General features: G+C 46.0%; 18 protein-coding genes. All 18 read right to left on the bottom strand.

Translation table 11 applies throughout. The annotated features are described in order from the left end of the window. Positions 1 to 127 precede the first annotated feature (127 nt). Positions 128 to 1207 (bottom strand): 3-dehydroquinate synthase, encoded by a 1080-nt coding sequence (gene aroB / locus OKX56_RS03555; protein ID WP_015042491.1) that lies wholly within the window; start codon positions 1205 to 1207, stop codon positions 128 to 130. After that, entirely contained in the window at positions 1204 to 1743 is a 540-nt protein-coding gene (locus OKX56_RS03550) for a shikimate kinase (protein ID WP_015042490.1), read from the bottom strand. The genes aroB and OKX56_RS03550 overlap by 4 nt, the downstream gene beginning before the upstream one ends. Positions 1744 to 1757: 14 nt before the next feature. Continuing rightward, entirely contained in the window at positions 1758 to 2183 is a 426-nt protein-coding gene (locus tag OKX56_RS03545) for a prepilin-type N-terminal cleavage/methylation domain-containing protein (RefSeq protein WP_034378940.1), read from the bottom strand. After that, positions 2180 to 3010, bottom strand: coding sequence for a shikimate dehydrogenase (aroE, locus tag OKX56_RS03540; RefSeq protein ID WP_287895679.1), 831 nt, complete (start codon positions 3008 to 3010; stop codon positions 2180 to 2182). Before aroE ends, OKX56_RS03545 begins: the two co-directional genes overlap by 4 nt. An 86-nt stretch (positions 3011 to 3096) precedes the next feature. Continuing rightward, positions 3097 to 3600: a YqeG family HAD IIIA-type phosphatase gene (locus tag OKX56_RS03535; protein WP_034378942.1), complete on the bottom strand. Its 504-nt coding sequence runs from the start codon at positions 3598 to 3600 to the stop codon at positions 3097 to 3099. Between the two features lie 110 nt (positions 3601 to 3710). After that, positions 3711 to 4454 (bottom strand): RNA polymerase sporulation sigma factor SigK, encoded by a 744-nt coding sequence (gene sigK / locus OKX56_RS03530; RefSeq protein ID WP_015042486.1) that lies wholly within the window; start codon positions 4452 to 4454, stop codon positions 3711 to 3713. A 406-nt stretch (positions 4455 to 4860) separates the two neighbouring features. Continuing rightward, positions 4861 to 5385, bottom strand: coding sequence for a type 4a pilus biogenesis protein PilO (locus tag OKX56_RS03525; RefSeq protein WP_015042485.1), 525 nt, complete (start codon positions 5383 to 5385; stop codon positions 4861 to 4863). A 14-nt stretch (positions 5386 to 5399) separates the two neighbouring features. Further along, on the bottom strand, positions 5400 to 5945 hold the full coding sequence (locus OKX56_RS03520; protein WP_015042484.1) for a hypothetical protein: 546 nt from the start codon (positions 5943 to 5945) through the stop codon (positions 5400 to 5402). A 12-nt stretch (positions 5946 to 5957) separates the two neighbouring features. Next, the gene (pilM, locus tag OKX56_RS03515) at positions 5958 to 7394 is read right to left on the bottom strand and encodes a pilus assembly protein PilM (RefSeq protein ID WP_015042483.1); all 1437 of its coding nucleotides are present in this window, start codon (positions 7392 to 7394) and stop codon (positions 5958 to 5960) included. A 90-nt stretch (positions 7395 to 7484) separates the two neighbouring features. Further along, entirely contained in the window at positions 7485 to 7802 is a 318-nt protein-coding gene (locus tag OKX56_RS03510; RefSeq protein WP_015042482.1) for a DUF4911 domain-containing protein, read from the bottom strand. A gap of 97 nt (positions 7803 to 7899) precedes the next feature. Next, positions 7900 to 9153 carry a peptidase U32 family protein gene (locus OKX56_RS03505; RefSeq protein ID WP_015042481.1) on the bottom strand — a complete coding sequence of 418 codons (1254 nt, stop codon included), beginning with the start codon at positions 9151 to 9153 and terminating at the stop codon, positions 7900 to 7902. Between the two features lie 60 nt (positions 9154 to 9213). Beyond that, the gene (gene mltG, locus OKX56_RS03500; RefSeq protein ID WP_015042480.1) at positions 9214 to 10248 is read right to left on the bottom strand and encodes an endolytic transglycosylase MltG; all 1035 of its coding nucleotides are present in this window, start codon (positions 10246 to 10248) and stop codon (positions 9214 to 9216) included. 163 nt (positions 10249 to 10411) lie between these two features. Beyond that, the gene (locus OKX56_RS03495; protein WP_015042479.1) at positions 10412 to 10726 is read right to left on the bottom strand and encodes a DUF1292 domain-containing protein; all 315 of its coding nucleotides are present in this window, start codon (positions 10724 to 10726) and stop codon (positions 10412 to 10414) included. Between the two features lie 78 nt (positions 10727 to 10804). Further along, a complete protein-coding gene (gene ruvX / locus OKX56_RS03490; RefSeq protein ID WP_034378937.1) occupies positions 10805 to 11212 on the bottom strand; it encodes a Holliday junction resolvase RuvX in 408 nt (135 codons plus the stop codon). A 35-nt stretch (positions 11213 to 11247) separates the two neighbouring features. Next, positions 11248 to 11412 (bottom strand): hypothetical protein, encoded by a 165-nt coding sequence (locus OKX56_RS03485; protein WP_015042477.1) that lies wholly within the window; start codon positions 11410 to 11412, stop codon positions 11248 to 11250. Positions 11413 to 11795: 383 nt separating this feature from the next. Further along, entirely contained in the window at positions 11796 to 12755 is a 960-nt protein-coding gene (locus tag OKX56_RS03480) for an aldo/keto reductase (protein WP_015042476.1), read from the bottom strand. 158 nt (positions 12756 to 12913) lie between these two features. Continuing rightward, positions 12914 to 13156 (bottom strand): IreB family regulatory phosphoprotein, encoded by a 243-nt coding sequence (locus OKX56_RS03475; RefSeq protein WP_020491685.1) that lies wholly within the window; start codon positions 13154 to 13156, stop codon positions 12914 to 12916. A gap of 115 nt (positions 13157 to 13271) precedes the next feature. Next, positions 13272 to 15905, bottom strand: coding sequence for an alanine--tRNA ligase (gene alaS / locus OKX56_RS03470; protein WP_015042473.1), 2634 nt, complete (start codon positions 15903 to 15905; stop codon positions 13272 to 13274). Between the last annotated feature and the right edge of the window lie 131 nt (positions 15906 to 16036).

Here is a 16036-nt window from a genome sequence, read left to right as displayed (position 1 = left end):
TATTTTCTACACAAATATTCTATTTCCTTTAAGATTGGTATTTTGGGGGAACAACAAAAAGGTACTGCTGTAAATCTCAACTTACATTTTTTTGTTCTGCAATTTATATTACTAGTACTTATTTGACCTAAATGATGACTTTTTCCCAGGCCCTGAGGATTTCTTCATCGTTACAGTCTGCAGCGATGACCGATCTCCCAATGCCGACCGGCAGAATTAGCACCTTATTGCCGGCTTTATTCTTCTTATCTGCAGACATGTGTCCAAGAAGTACTGCCCGGTCATGCGCTTTGGCCGTAGTGGGCAGATCCATTTTCATTAAGAGATTCAGGATTCTGTCAAGCTGTTTGTCGTTAACCAAACCTCTTTCTCTGGACAGATTGGCTGCGGCGGCAATCCCGATACTGACCCCTTCGCCGTGCATAACACCCTGATAGGCTTCCTCTGTCTCCAGAGCATGCCCGAAACTGTGTCCGAGGTTCAGAAGCATCCTGTTTCCCTTTTCTTTCTCATCCTCAGTGACAATCTTAACTTTGACAGCCAGAGACCGCAGGGACATTTCCTTGATGATCTTGTAGTCCAATCCTTTGATGGCTTCAGCATGTTCTTCGATGAATTCAAACAAATCCGGATCAGCGACAAGCGCGTGTTTAATGGTTTCGGCAAGCCCGTTCCGCATCTCTTTCCACGGAAGTGTCTGCAAGGTGTCAAAATCCGTCCAGACGGCCTGGGGGGCATAAAAAGACCCCAGGAGGTTTTTACCGGAAGGATGGTTCACCGCCACCTTGCCGCCAATACTCGAATCAATCTGGGACAGCAAGGTGGTCGGAATATGGATGTAACGCATTCCACGCATAAAAATACTTGCAAAAAATCCAGACAAATCCCCGATCACCCCTCCGCCGAGGGCCAGCACCACAGTGTCCCTGTCCGCTTTGAATTGCAGCGCCTGTTCCGTCAATTTACTGATCCTGTCCAGTGATTTCTCCTGTTCACCGTCAGGAACGGTAATCAAATCGGTCTTTAAGTCCTTCATTCCGTCCAAAAGTTTATCTGCATAGTATCCGGCCACAACATCATTCGTGATGAGAAGATAATGCCCGCTCGTGCCGTATGCTGTTTTCAAATGACCGCCAAGCTCGTCCAAAGTGGCTCCCAGTAACAGTGGGTAACCGTGTCCTCCACTGACATCTATTCTCTGTATCATGCTGTAATGTGTTCTCCTTTCAGCAATTCGAGGATCTCCGCCGCAACGGTTTGAACATCTTTATCCGATGTGTCAACCGTTATAGGCGCCTTTCTGTAAATCACTTCCCGGTCTCTCCAGAGCTTTTCTATTTGTTCCGGCTCGCTGCTGGAAAGAAGCGGCCGATCGTGATGTTCTTTTGCTCTCTGTAAAGCAATCTCCAATGGAACATATAGGTAAACCAACTTCCCAAGTCCGTGGAGAATATTCCAGTTTTCCGGATCTAAAACCGTTCCTCCGCCAGTGGCAATAACTGTATCGGTAAATCCGGAAATCTTATGTACCAGCAGATTTTCTTCCGACCGGAACCTTGCTTCACCGTATTTTTGAAAAATTTCCGGGATTTTCAACCCTGTCATTCTTTCGATCTCACTGTCCGTATCCATAAATCCCCAGCGGAGTTCCCTGGCCAGAAGCTTGCCGACACTGCTTTTTCCAGCAGCCATAAAGCCGATAAGTACAATATTTTGGGGTATCGAATTCAGGCTATCGGACACGAAATTTCACCTCTCTATTCCATCCTGATCCTGCCCATCACAGGCGCAACAATCACATTTCTTTCTAAATCCCCTGACGCCAGCATGACCGTCAGACCGGTGTCAGGCGTCCCTGTCGGGCGAAAAGTAAGATCAGAAGGACTATTGGCAAAGTGCACCCCATTCTGCAGGCTGACTTTGCGGATAAATTCTCCCTGCCTGAAGATCTTATATTCACCGGTATAAACAGAAAATTTGATTTTATACCAAACATTCTCAGCCAATGCTGTCTGCTGAACTTCCCGTAAGTCCTGAAGCAGAACTGCCGCTGAGAGTTCCAGTCTCCGTTCCTCCATTTGCTGCGGAATGTGCACAAGGAAAGTAAAGGCTGCACTTGATAATAGTGCAAGCACAAGCAGGATCTCAATCAATGAGTACCCGTTCCTTTTCTTCGCTATCATTCCGCTCCCCTGTTATCTCCCAGTTTCTCCTGTAAAGCTTTGCGCATAATGTCCAGCGGAGCCTTCTGCTCCAGCCAGAACTCCCAGGCAAGGATCCCCTGAAACAGCAGCATATCCAGACCATTCATGGACCGGCAGCCGCAGGCACCGGTCTGTGCCATGAAATCTGTAACGGCTGGATAGTAAATCAGATCAACGGCCCAAGCCGAAGGATTAAGGCCTTGAAGATCGATCGTATACACTTCGCCTTTCATGCCAATCGAGGTTGTTTGAATCAGCAAATCCACAACTCCCAGCCAGCGCCCGGGAGCCAAAATACCCGAGGCCGCATTTCCGCCGAGCATGTTGACTTTTCGGGCGAGAATCACAGCTTTTTCCTCACTTCTGTTCAGAATAAGCATCTTTACCTGTAAGGATGCCAGGGCTGCCGCAATGGCTTTGGCAGCCCCTCCGGCCCCTAATATGACAACTTCTTTGCCCTCAAAAACGAAACCCTTACTCAGCAAAGCCTGAATGAAGCCGCCCCCGTCCGTGTTATGCCCAACCAATCTTCCGTTTTGGACTTTCACTGTGTTGACTGCGCCAATACGCTGCGCTTCAGAAGTCAGGACATCCATATAAGGAATGATTTTTTCCTTCAGCGGATACGTGACGTTCCAGCCGTCATAGCCGTTATTTTTGAGATATCCGATACTTTCAGCCAGTTGAGTCGGCTGAACTGTTATCCTGTCGTAGGTTGCAGGCAAACCGGCAGCCTTAAATCCTGCCTCGTGCATTTTCGGAGACAGGGAATGTTCCACAGGATAACCGATGATTGCATACTTCATGCGTCTCTCAGTCCCCTTCATAGACATCTGAAAATGGACAAACAAAGAACGAAGTCTTACGTATTCTTAAGATTTTAACGGCGTTTTTAACGGCGGGTATACTTGGCTTTTCTGCCTGCCAACCGTTCCAGAAAACGCAGGACTTTCGTACCATGAAATTCTCTTTGAGCGATCGGTGAAACTAATATGGTCTTAAGCCCGAGCTTGTTGCCGCCAAAAACATCTGTAAACAGCTGGTCCCCAATCACTGCGACCTCGGACTCCGGAATATCCAGGACCCGAATTCCTCTCAGGAAAGCTTTTTTCTGCGGTTTCTTGGCCCTGTAAACATAAAGTATTTCCAGCATATCAGCAACCGCAGAAACCCTTTCGGGTCCTCTGTTATTGGAAACGATGCAGGCTTTAATTCCTGCGTCATTCATTTTTTTAAACCACGCAATCACGTCTTCGGTTAAGGTTCTGTCATTCCAAGGTGTTATGGTGTTGTCCAGATCCAGGATCAAACCTTTGATGCCATTTGCCTGCAGATCCTCTGCCTGGATATCCTGCAGCATCTCATATTGAAAATCCGGTCGTAAGATTCCGCGCATACCGGTTCCTCTGCTTTCCATTTAATATTACCAAATAATTATATATCAGCTCAATATCCAAGAGCAACCTGTTTCTGGCAAGTTTAAGGCAAGTTGTACCTGATAGGTTGTTATCTCTCCCGGTGATCCTTCATTTCCTCCATCAGTTTCTGCACCGCTTTTTTCTCTATCCGTGAGACGTAGGACCTGGAGATTCCCAGCAGTTTGGCTATCTCTCTCTGAGTCTTTTTGGGCGTGTTCATCAGGCCGAAGCGAAGTTTTATCACCGTTTGTTCCCTTCCTGTCAAATATTTGAGTTTTTCCAGGACCACTCTTTGTTCAAATTGACTTTCCACCTGATCCGAAATTGCATCCGGATCTGTACCCAGGACATCAATCAGATTAATCGCGTTTCCTTCTTTATCCGTACCAATCGGGTCATAAATGGACACTTCCCCGCGAGATTTTTTCAGGGAGCGCAAATACATCAGAATCTCATTTTCGATGCAGCGTGCCGCATAGGTGGCGAGTCTGGTTCCCTTTTCTGTGTTGAACGTATTGATGCCCTTGATTAAGCCGATGGTCCCAATCGAAATTAGATCGTCACTGTCCGCTCCGGTTCCGTCATATTTTTTTACAAGATGCGCGACCAGCCTCAGATTATGCTCAATCAGTTTATTTCGCGCGTTTTCCGCGACAAGTTCATTGGAAAAATTTCTGGCATTTTTGTAGTCCGCCAGGATACTCAGATATTCGGCTTCCTCCCTTTCTCCTAACGGTTGGGGGAACGCATTATTATTAATATATGATACCAGCAGGGTAACGCCCTTTATCACCGATAAGGCAAGCCCGACAAGAAAAGCTTCAGCAATCATTAACCCTTCAACTCCTTACGCATGCTCTTTTAATAACTATGCGTAAAGCAGAAGAATACTGCTTATCCTGAGCTGGAAATTTTTTGGTCAAACAAAAATGGCTGTACAAAACTCAGCCATAAAGTGTTACATTTGCAGTTTTTCTTTTCCCTTGGGCAGTGCAGCCTTGCACAGATACGAAGTGAACGCAAGTGCCAGCTGCGTTTAGCAAACATAAACCAGCAGCTTTTAAATATGCCAACGGTTCACTTGCAGAAAGCCCAGAGGTTTTGGCATATTAGCAAGGGGTTATGTTTGTAGCAGCGAGAACGTGTGAGCGCAGTATCTGTGCAAGGCTACACCATCTTGAGCAAGTAAAACAATACCCCAAAATGGATGCATTTTTGTTTAAAATCACCTTAGTTGTTTATTCCTTATAACCATAAGCAATGATCCTGATCTTGGCTGAAGCAGCATCTTCGTCACCTTCATTTACCTGGATGCTGTCCAGCGCCAGATTATACTGACTTACCTTGCGAAGCCGTTCCACAAAAGCATAGATTTTGGCGGTTGGCCCCGTACAGGAGAAATTCATAGCCAGAGAAGAATAACTGCCTTCATCTTTCATCTCTTCAAAAGTCAGATTCTGAGAATTGATCCCGCCGTCTTTGGCCAGATTGAAAATAAAGACCATCATATCCGGTTTGATCAGGTTTTTCGGAACGGTCAGATCCAGTTCAGCAGCTTGAGCTGTTAAATCCGTCTGTTCCTGTTTCAGCCCGGACAAATTGATGTAATTGTTCTGCAACGTCACCAGATAAGCCTCGCGTTCATAGCGTTGAGCTGAATTCTTCTGCAGCACCCCAAACTGACCGGCCAGCAGATAGACATAACCTATCCCGAGCAGAATGATCAGGCCTGTTATTAAAATGCCTTTTTTCTTCATACGCATCGTTTCTATTTCTCCTACGGTTTCAGTTTCAGAGCGAGATTTAACGTCTGTCCCCTGTCATTCAATGAAATCGTTTGGATATCAAAACTTTCAAACCTACCGGAATTAATAAAAATATTTTCTAAACTGCGGATATTTACCGATTCAGGCAGGATCAGCTGCAATTGGACCATATTATCCGCCTGAAGCAGAAAAGAAGTGACCTGCGCGTCTCCCGGCAGAAGTCCGCCTATTTGACTCCTTACAACTGCCGGATTGCTGATTGATCCCTTTGTCCCAAGCTCCAGAAAGCTGCGCTGATCAGTGATCAGGGAACGGAGCCTGTCGTTTTCTGCCATGACAGCAGCAACTTCATTGTAGGACTGAATACTGGCTTCAATCCTTTCTAAATCTAAGGCTAGTTTTTGCTGCCAAACCCACGGGGAGGCTAGAATGATGACAGCAAAAAAAGCAGCGATTATCCTAACAACGACGCTAAGCTTTCTTCGAACAGGCTGTTTTCCGCTGCCGGCTTCAATTTCCCAGCGCAGCGCAAAGTTAAACTGTGTTCTTTCGTTCATCTGCCCCTCCAGCTAGTGTATATCTTCACGTAAGGCGAGCCCGTACAGACTGCCATACTTCTGCCAGTTTTCCGCTAAACCTGTATCCCCATCCGCCTTAAACAGCGGCTCCCAGTTATTCGGGAAGCCCGTTTCGGTGTTGATCCGTAAACTTTTTCGAAAATATTCTTCCAGCCCTGGCCAGAGGCAGTACTCTCCGGTCAGATAGATTGTCCCTACCGAATTTCCGGCATGACGGTCGGAATAGAAGTTCAATAGCTTGGATAATGCGGATATGATCGGGCTTAAATCTAATTTACCGGAAATATCGGAAAGTTCTTTCGGCGAACTGTACATACTCAGGTCAGCTTTTTTATCAGCTTTAACCGCCATTTCTTTTTCTAAATCCTGATATGTAGAAGAGATAGGTAATTCCTCGTCCAATAGTTCGTAAGGTACAAATAAATCTTCCAGGACAAACTCATCTTTTTCTTTGACCGATTTGACGGATTCCAGCTTGGAGTAATAGAATTCCGCAGCTTCTAATTCCTCCAGAGATAATGTTTCTTGATTCTTCCGCAGGTTCTGAACCTTATAAAAATCGAGCTGCGGGTATTCGTCGTCTTTAGTCTCCAGCCCAATTAATTCATCTAACAGATCAGAAGGTTCCTGGCCTGTTGATTGGGGCAAGTCTTCGGAAAAAGCATGTTTTTCGGTATTGCCTGTTCTACTCGCATTTTGATTTCTTTCATCCGCATTGAGAGTTTCTTCTGCATGGACGGTTTTCTCGTCCGTATTAACTTTTAAATCGGTATACAAAAAGAAGCTGCCATTTTCCAGCAGTACAAACTCAATCAGCCCCGGATTTAAGGAGACAATCGCGAAATCGTTGCTGTTTTGTCCTTGTTCCGTATTTTCCTGGGGAGCATGAGCAGGCATTTTTTCTGCCAAAAAAGAATAAATTCTGGCCAGGCAATCCGCAGTAAGATCCACCGTCTTGGGTTCAATCCCAAGATCTCGGCAGAACGACTGAACCTGCTTCATTTTTTCGGCCGGGAAAGCTGCCAGGAGGACTTTTAACATGGGTACCCCGTTTTCCTGATATTTTTTCAGGATGCGATAGTCCACAATATAATGATCGGTATACCGTTCAAGATATTCATCCATATCTCCGGCAATAAATTTTTCGAGTTCCTGATCCGCCATATTCGGCAGTGTAATAATGGTCGTAATTAATCCTTGACCCGAAACGGCAATTTTAAGTTTATTGAGCGGTATCCGCTGGTATTGAAGCCAGTTCTTCAGACCCGAAACATCATAACCGGCCGGCACGGTATAGCCAATATTTTTACCGCCCGGTTCCTTGTATGATGCATGCATGTATATCTCAATTTCTTTAGATTTTCCGACAGCAATTGTGGCTATTGACAATTCATTTTCACCGATGACAGCCAGCCAGTGTTTTTTCATGCGGAAAGTCTCTCCTACTCTTCTCGTATCGCCCATAACACTATAATAGTATAGGATTTTTCTCAGAACAACAAGATTCTGATAGAATATCTAATTTGAGTTCAAGGAAATCTCAAATCCCAATTGCGATAAAATCTCAATTTGTAAAGGAAGTGTTGAGAGTACTTTTTCCAGTTCCGGCCAGCAATGCCTAGTCGTTTGGATCATAACTTCACCGTTGACTTTATCGGTCGTTGTGATCACACCCAGGTGACCAAGTCCTTCGACATATTTGGCCAAAAGCTGAATATCCGAGCGAAGAATCCTTGCTTTGACCAGCAGATCAGAATCTTCCCAGCTGATATGGGAGTCTTCAGCAATTGATTTCGCTTTAAGATTTTCGTCTTCCATATTCTCGTCTTTTTTCATTTGGTCTTTCTCCTATGTGTTTATCCGGCGTCTTATCCCTCGTTATTATGTAGGTTGGTCTCCCTCAATGATCCTTATCATCACAAATTCTTTTGGATTAGCGGGCAGGCACAACTTTTCGCAGGATACTGAAAGGTTTCAACGGCGCGGGAGCCGCAATCTTCAGTTTTTGCTGCGGATGCCTCGCCACATCGGTCTTCTCCCCGTCTAAATTCCAGAGACCGTTCACTTTAAATGTCCACGGTTCTCCTTCCGGGGCAAGCACTTCAAGCTCGTCACCTTCCCGGAAATGATTACGCTGCTCTATCCAACAGCCGCATTCACTTCCCTTCCCGATTGCCGCGCATTCCTCTTGTTCCAGCACTCTTCCAACAAAACTGTATTCGCGGATATAATTGGAAGTCTCAATGTTATGCGCTTCAGCCCCCGGTTTTCCAAAAAGGAATCCGGTCGAATAGTCACGGTGACTCACCTTGTCCATTTCAGCAAGCCAGGAGGGAATTTTTTCTCTAAATTTTGTTTCTCCTTGTTCCCACAGGACGTCCAAAGCTTCACGATATACTTTGACCGTACTCGCTACATAATAGGCGCTTTTCATTCTACCTTCTATTTTATAGCTTGCCAGATTTAAATCTTTTAATAAAGGCAAATGGGGCAGAAGGCAAAGATCATGGGAGTTAAATATATAGCTTCCCCTGACATCTTCCTCCAACGGAAAATACTGTCCGGGTCTCTTCTCTTCGACCAGCGCGTAGCCCCAGCGGCAGGGATGGGTACATTCTCCATGGTTGGCATCACGACCGGTGAGGTAATTGCTCAGAAGGCAGCGTCCCGAGTACGACATACACATGGCTCCATGGACAAAGATTTCCAATTCGCCTTGGGCTTGGGGACAGAGGGTTTTTAGTTCTTCCAGTGTAAGTTCCCTTGCAAGTACGGCTCTGCGCACGCCCTGGGAAAACCAGAAGTTGGCACTAGCTGCATTCGTACAATTGGCCTGCGTGCTCAAATGGACGGGCAGATCTGGTGTTTCCTTCCGGGCCAGAGACAGTATTCCGGGATCAGAGACGATAATCCCGTCAATTTCAAGCTCCGTTAATCTGGTCAGATAACCCTTAAGTCCGGCAAAATCCTGTTCATGCGCAAAAATGTTAACGGCAATATAGATCTTCCGGCCAAGCCTATGCGCATATTCGGCTCCCCACTTAAGTTCGTTATCATTCAGGTTCCCGGCATAAGCCCGCAAGCCAAACGAAGCCCCCCCTGCATATACCGCATCAGCACCATACGCAAACGCAAATTTTAACTTTTCAAAATCCCCGGCAGGTGCCAGGAGTTCCGGTTTATTCATCAGTTACTCCCTGCATTATTTTAAACTTAAACAATTAATCATCACGTTTTATCAAATATTCTATTGATAGATGCTTACATTTTTTAAATGTTCCTCATAGGTAACAGCAAAAGCATGTGATCCGTCATTTTTGGCGACAAAGAAGAAATAGTCGGTATCTTTCGGGTAAAGGGCGGCCTGTAAAGAAGCATGACCGGGGTTCGCAATCGGTCCGGGAGGCAGCCCGGTATTCCGGTACGTATTATACGGAGAATCGATCTGGGTATCCGCAATGGTCAGCACCGGTTTGACTTCACCCAAGATATACTGAATCGTTGCGCAGGATTCCAGCGGCATGTCAATTTTCAGACGGTTTTCAAAAACACCTGCAATCATTGGTCTTTCTTCAGCTTTCTTCGCTTCTTTCTCGACGAGAGAAGCTTTGATGAGCCACTCAGAAACAGACATATTCCGTTCAGCCAGCCGTTTCGTGATTTCAGGTGTCAGTTCCTGTTTAAAACGCTGTAAAAATCGATCAATGTTTTCTGAGGGCGTAGCTTTTTTATCAAAGAAATACGTGTCGGGAAACAGAAAGCCTTCCAGCCGGTTTTCACCCGAAGGGATATCTGCCAAAAAATTGTAATCATCCTGATCAAATCGTTTCATAGCGTCATAAAACTCATTCTTCGTTCCCAAGCTATTCTCGACGAGCTTATCGACAATCTGGGCAACCGTATATCCTTCCGGAATCGTAATCCGGACAACTTCCGGTTCCGGTCCTTTCATCAGCGTATCCAGGATCTCCTTGGCGCTCATGGAAGGTGAAAGATAATATAATCCCGCAACCAACTTGGAATCAGCTTTGTTAATCCGGCATAACTGGCGGAACACACTTGCCTGGCGAATTAAATGGTCAGTTTCAAGCTTGGCCGCAACTTCAGAGGCATTCATGCCAGGCTCCAGAACAAAGGCAACTTTATCGGAAGAATCGGAGACCGGCTTTAAATTCCCTGACCACCATGATCCACTGGCCAACAGCACAAGCAGCAAAACCAAAACAATGCCAATCCTATAGATTTTTTTTCTTACAGGAGCCTTTCGGCGTTTTCTCCTCACTTTACCTCTCTCTTTCCTTATCCCAGAATTTAGATGACTAAAATAATGATCAATTGACAAACCTGCTATGTGCTATTATACCTTTTTTTTCGTCAATAAGAAACTCACGCTTTTCAGCGTGAGTTTCTAAAATTATTTATGACTTTAAGAACAAATTTTCTGCTTATTCTTCGTCAAACTCGTCTTCCATTTCTTCCCAAGCATCGGCAACTTTTTCCCATTCCTCATCGTCTTCAATATCCATGAGCATGTCTTCACCGTTTTCATCTTTGCCAAGCTTCAGAATAATGGCTTCGGCTTCCTCTTCGTCTTCTTCTGTTTCTTCAACAGGAAGAAGCACGAAATACGTACTGCCTTCAACTTCGAGGGTGGCAAGATGCATGAATTCGTTTTCATTTCCTTCGTCATCATTTAAGACAATGACATCAAAAACCTCTTCATCATCAAGATCATCTTGCTTATTAATTTCATCGGACATATGTATCACCTCTTCAAATCAGATATTGTAATTCTACCTTGGCAGGAAAAGAAAGTCAAATGGTATCTCAATTTCCATTCACTTGCTATTGAGATATCCCTGGAGAATGAATACTGCCGCCATTTTATCAATGACTTTTTTTCTCTTTGCTCTGGATAGATCTGCCTCCAGCAAGGCCCTTTGGGCTCCGATGGTGCTCAGCCGTTCATCCCACAACTTCACCGGCAGTAGATAGCCTTCACGAAGTTCTTCGGCAAAAACCTCCGTCAGCTTCGCCCTTTCACCGAGTGTCCCATTCATATTCTTCGGATATCCCAGAACAATTTCATCCACTTCGTATTCCCGAATCAGGCGGGCTAATTCTTCCCGCTCTTTCTCTTTTCTGGTTCTTCTTATGACTTCCACTCCCTGGGCGGTAATACCCAGCGGATCGCTCATCGCGACGCCAATCGTCTTTTCACCAAGATCCAGCCCCATTATCCTCATTCATGCACCTCAGCAACTGCCTGACCACGCAAGGTCTACGCCCGGTCCTGCTCGTCATCGTTGTTTAATGGAATAGAGTCGTTCATTACACCCTGCGAATTGTGACTTCCGCAATTCTTACACAACCATTCTTCGCCATCATACAGGAATTCAGTAATCTCACCGCACTCAATGCAATACTCCTGAACTTTCTTTTTCATAACAGCGTCCCCCTGTCTGTATATTTTGGTATCACTATTCGGTTATTTTCAGATGTACGTCCCTTATCCTAATTATATACCTTAACATTTTCCTCCGCTATTATTATCCCGGTTTACGGAAAATATTATTTAAATTTTTTTCATGAAAGGCATCAAGTATGCTGACCCTCAGGCCGGCTCAATTTCATATGATCAGTCTGCGTGCCACAGTTCCGCGACAAGCGGAGCATGGATGCGGAGCGCGGCCTTTTGACGGCCACGGATGGCCTAATGTCGCGATGCCATGGATGGCAAGGAGCGACGCGTCAAGGAGGACGCAACGGCCGAAAGCGGTATTGTGGCATGCAGACCGTCCCCAAAAAAAGGGAAATAATACAAAGGTATCATATAATCTTCAAACAGAAATGCGGGCAATATCTGCCGCAGTATCCGCACAGAACACATCTTTCCGGCTGCAGACAAACCTGTCCATCGTTAAGATAAAGCGCATTTTGCGGGCAGCCGCCGACGCATTTTCCACAGCCCTGGCACCAGTCGGCGATGTACAGTTTTCTCTCCCGGTGTAGAACCGAATTACGCAATTCGTTGGATATGGGCTCTCCATCCAGTAGTGCAAGATTATAGTCTACTTCCGGAATCGATGACATGCCTAAAGCCATCGCCTGAATTCCTGGAATACTCCGGATAAAATTCACGGCCCTTTCCGGTTCAGCCGCCAAGTGCCCACCGCCAAAAACCTTCATCGCATAGATCCCGATACCTAATTCAGCTGCAAACGCAATAGCTTCCAGCATGTCCCCAAGACTTCCATTGATAATACCGAGTCCCTGGTAATTAATGAGTGGGTGAATCACGTCAAGACCCGGCTGAAGGGCCCCTGCTCTTACCCCTTGAACCGCGTGGGTCGAGATTCCGATCGCCCCGACCTGACCCCTGGCCTTTGCTTCAAGCAGTCCTTCCCAGGCCTCAGCATGTCCTTTGAGCGTTAGATGGCTTTCCTGCTCATGAAGTAGAAAGATATCAATAGAATCCCTGCCCAGTTCCTTTCTGGCTTTCTCCAGACTCGCATCCAGCTCCTGATGCGTCACCGCATAAGATTTGGATACAACTTTCATCTCGGGGTTCCTGCCCAGAACAGGTTTTAACTGACTGTAGTTTTCATAGAGTTCTGCCGTATCGACCCAGTCTATCCCCCTTGAAAACGCATATTGAAGGATCTCTCTTCCCTGCTCTTCGCTCACTCTGCCCTGAAGTGAAGAAATCGCGAGGCTGCCAAAACATATCTCCGACACCGTCGGACCCTTTAACCCTAATTTGACCTTCAGCAAATGACCGTCCTCCAAAACGAAACCCCCACGTACTGTGAGGGCAGCTAATCAAACGCAACGCAAAAATAAGAACCATTCGTGTTAATTAAAAAAATTCAAAAAATAAAGGTATTCAGATGCCAAAAGAAATTCTTAAAGAAAAAAGGTGAAAATAAAAAGCAAGAAAATCTTTTTTATAGATCGCGCAAATAAAATTTTACCAGTTCCTCCAGCAATTCATAACGTTCCAGCTTACGGATTTTGGTTCTAGCCTGATTATGACTGGTAATATAGACAGGATCTCCGGACATCAAATAACCCACCAATTGATTGATCGGATCATATCCTTTCTCCTGCAGTGCAGCATAAACCTGTTGCAATATTTCCCGCGGTGAATTGTCACCTGGATGGGATTTGAACATCATGGTTTCTTCCATCTTACTCAAGGTTTATACCTCCTTTCCTTCACCAGTTTGTTATACAGTATTCTGCATTGATCCAAAGATTACCTGTCAGTCTGTTAAAAATATTTTTAATACTTTTTTGGTAATCTTAACTATTATGCCCCAAAAAATGACTGATTATGGAAGGCACTTTATCCAGCGCCTCGCCAAGCTTGGAAGAGTCCTTGCCACCGGCCTGGGCCATGTCGGGACGCCCCCCGCCTCCGCCGCCTGTAATCGAAGCCACTTCCTTAATAATCTTGCCAGCATGAAGTCCATTTAACCCCGACGGATGAACCACAGTCACCAGATTTACTTTTTCGTCGGCAACAGCGCCAAGGACAATAACGCCTTCTTTCAGCTTGTCCCGGAGCATGTCCGCTGTTTGCCTGAGTGTCTCCATATCCGGAGCCTGAACCCTGGAAGCGAGTATTTTCACGCCGTGGATATCCTGAACCTTGCTCAAGATGCTGTCCGCTTCATATTTGGACAGCTTGGCATTCAGCTGCTGAACTTCTTTTTCAAGTTCTCTGATCTGAGCAGTCAGAAGGTGAACCTTTTTCACGCTTTCCTTTGGTTGAACTTTCAGCAGCGTACTGATCTCGTCGAACTGGCTCTCCATTTCTCTTAAATATGCCAAAGATTCCTTACCGGCCACAGCCTCTATTCTTCTTAAGCCTGCGCCGATACCGCCCTCGGAAATGATTTTAAACAAGCCAATTTCCCCTGTATTTTTGACATGCGTTCCGCCGCAGAGTTCTCTGCTGTAATCACCCATTTCGACCAAACGCACAATTTCTCCGTATTTTTCGCCAAATAACGCAATCGCGCCTTTTTCGCGGGCCTGGTTCATGCTCATTTCTTCCGCTTGCACCGTAAGACTCGCCATAATTTGCCTGTTCACGTTGTTTTCTACTTCGGTAATTTGTTCAGCCGTAAGCGGTGAAAAATGTGAAAAATCAAACCGCAGGCGTTCACTCGTAACAAGAGAACCTGCCTGTTGGACGTGATCTCCCAAGATCTTACGCAGCGCCGTCTGCAGAAGATGCGTTGAACTATGATGTCCGGCTATGGCCTTGCGTTTTTCCTTATTGACGACGGTGTGGACCTTTTCCCCTATTTTCAGCACGCCGTCCTTGATCAGCAGACGGTGCGTGATCGCGCCGCTCGGAAGTTTCCGCAATTCCAGTACTTCAGCATACGCCTTGCCGGTCCGGATGATTCCTTCGTCTGAAATCTGGCCGCCGCTCTCAGCATAAAAAGGTGTCTGATCCAAAAGACAAATGACTTCCTCTCCTTCACCGGCCCCATCCACTTCCCCTTCTTCATTGAACATCGCTTCAATGATGCTGTCACTTTCCAGTTGTTCATAACCGAGAAAACGGGTCGGCCCCAGTCTTTTCGCTTTTTCTGTGAGCAGGCTGTTTTCCCCGGCAGCCTTCATCTGACGGGATCGTTCTTTCGCCAGCAGACGGTGTTCTTCCGATGCTTTGTCGAACGACTCCATATCCACGGAGATCCCCTCCTCCAGCAACATTTCTTCCGTCAATTCTACCGGAAAACCATAGGTCTCATACAGGTGAAAAGCGTCTTCCCCACTGAGTATCTTCTGACCCGATTCTCTGAACGCTTTCACCTTATCCTGAAGGATCAGCATGCCCTGCTCGAGGGTAGCCTGGAAATTCTTTTCTTCCAGCCGCAAATGATTGAGGATAAAATTTTCATTCTCCTTGAGCTCCGTATACCAGTGTGCATAATGTTCCTGGATAACACGGAATATTTGTTCCAAAAACGGCTTTTCAATTCCTAAAAGCCGGGCAAAACGAATGCTCCGGCGTAAGATTCGCCGCAAAACATAGCCGCGTCCGTCGCTGCTCGGCCTAATTCCGTCCGCCAGCATAAAAGATACTGCTCTGGCATGGTCGGCAACGACCTTCAACGCAACATCCGTCTTCGGATCCTCTTTATATTGCAAACCGGCGATTTCTGCCGTTTTATTGATGAGTGGCATAAATAAATCCGTATCGAAGTTGGATTCAACTCCCTGAATCACCGATGCGATTCTTTCCAGCCCCATCCCGGTATCAATGTTTCGCTTCGGCAGAGGGGTTAGTGTACCTGCTTCATCTCTTATGTACTGCATAAAGACCAGGTTCCAGACCTCCAGGAAACGGTCACAGTCACAGCCGATTGCACAATCATCTTTGCCGCAGCCCCGGCTTTCTCCAAGATCTACGTAGATTTCCGAACAGGGCCCACAAGGTCCGACCGGTCCGGCAGCCCAGAAATTCTCGGGATCGGCGACAATTCGTTCCGGACTTACACCTGCCTTTGACCAGATATTTCTGGCCTCTTCGTCCTCTGGATAGATGGTTACCCAGAGCTTTTCGACGGGAACTTGCAGTATGCCGGTAATATATTCCCAGGCCCATGGAATGACTTCCTCTTTAAAATAGTCACCAAAAGAAAAATTACCGAGCATCTCAAAAAAAGTATGGTGTCTGGCCGTTTTGCCGACACTCTCCAGGTCGGGGGTCCGGACACATTTCTGAGCGGTGGTCGCTCTCGAAAACGGAGGTTCCACTTGCCTTAAAAAATATGGCTTAAACGGAACCATTCCGGCTACCGTTAAAAGCAAAGTAGGATCATCTTTCGGGATCAGGGAGGCACTGGGCTGAATAACATGTCCTTTTCCCTCAAAATATTTCAGAAACATTTCGCGCAGTTGATTTCCGGTATACATCTACTTCCTCCTCGTATAATTGATTTAGTTCCACCCCACGAGTCCAAAAAACTAATGGAACGTGGGGTATTTAAATGACCATAGAAAACTGGAAATTCAGTTAGTATGGTTAACATCAACAAGATGCGCGC

The organism is Dehalobacter sp., from assembly GCF_030063005.1.
In the GTDB taxonomy this organism is placed as follows: domain Bacteria; phylum Bacillota; class Desulfitobacteriia; order Desulfitobacteriales; family Syntrophobotulaceae; genus Dehalobacter; species Dehalobacter restrictus.
The sequence above is the reverse complement of the archived record's forward strand: the minus strand, read 5'-3'. Positions and strand labels throughout refer to the sequence as shown.

What these genes read in the sequence shown, in the direction of transcription:
- pilM (WP_015042483.1), bottom strand. Translation starts at nt 7,394, where the DNA reads ATGAAAAAACACTGGCTGGCTGTCATCGGTGAAAATGAATTGTCAATA.
- aroB (WP_015042491.1), bottom strand. Translation starts at nt 1,207, where the DNA reads ATGATACAGAGAATAGATGTCAGTGGAGGACACGGTTACCCACTGTTA.
- OKX56_RS03485 (WP_015042477.1), bottom strand. Translation starts at nt 11,412, where the DNA reads ATGAAAAAGAAAGTTCAGGAGTATTGCATTGAGTGCGGTGAGATTACT.
- OKX56_RS03535 (WP_034378942.1), bottom strand. Translation starts at nt 3,600, where the DNA reads ATGCGCGGAATCTTACGACCGGATTTTCAATATGAGATGCTGCAGGAT.
- OKX56_RS03475 (WP_020491685.1), bottom strand. Translation starts at nt 13,156, where the DNA reads ATGGAAGAAACCATGATGTTCAAATCCCATCCAGGTGACAATTCACCG.
- ruvX (WP_034378937.1), bottom strand. Translation starts at nt 11,212, where the DNA reads ATGAGGATAATGGGGCTGGATCTTGGTGAAAAGACGATTGGCGTCGCG.
- alaS (WP_015042473.1), bottom strand. Translation starts at nt 15,905, where the DNA reads ATGTATACCGGAAATCAACTGCGCGAAATGTTTCTGAAATATTTTGAG.
- aroE (WP_287895679.1), bottom strand. Translation starts at nt 3,010, where the DNA reads ATGAAGTATGCAATCATCGGTTATCCTGTGGAACATTCCCTGTCTCCG.
- OKX56_RS03520 (WP_015042484.1), bottom strand. Translation starts at nt 5,945, where the DNA reads ATGAACGAAAGAACACAGTTTAACTTTGCGCTGCGCTGGGAAATTGAA.
- OKX56_RS03495 (WP_015042479.1), bottom strand. Translation starts at nt 10,726, where the DNA reads ATGTCCGATGAAATTAATAAGCAAGATGATCTTGATGATGAAGAGGTT.
- OKX56_RS03525 (WP_015042485.1), bottom strand. Translation starts at nt 5,385, where the DNA reads ATGCGTATGAAGAAAAAAGGCATTTTAATAACAGGCCTGATCATTCTG.
- OKX56_RS03545 (WP_034378940.1), bottom strand. Translation starts at nt 2,183, where the DNA reads ATGATAGCGAAGAAAAGGAACGGGTACTCATTGATTGAGATCCTGCTT.
- OKX56_RS03510 (WP_015042482.1), bottom strand. Translation starts at nt 7,802, where the DNA reads ATGAAAAAAGACGAGAATATGGAAGACGAAAATCTTAAAGCGAAATCA.
- OKX56_RS03505 (WP_015042481.1), bottom strand. Translation starts at nt 9,153, where the DNA reads ATGAATAAACCGGAACTCCTGGCACCTGCCGGGGATTTTGAAAAGTTA.
- sigK (WP_015042486.1), bottom strand. Translation starts at nt 4,454, where the DNA reads ATGATTGCTGAAGCTTTTCTTGTCGGGCTTGCCTTATCGGTGATAAAG.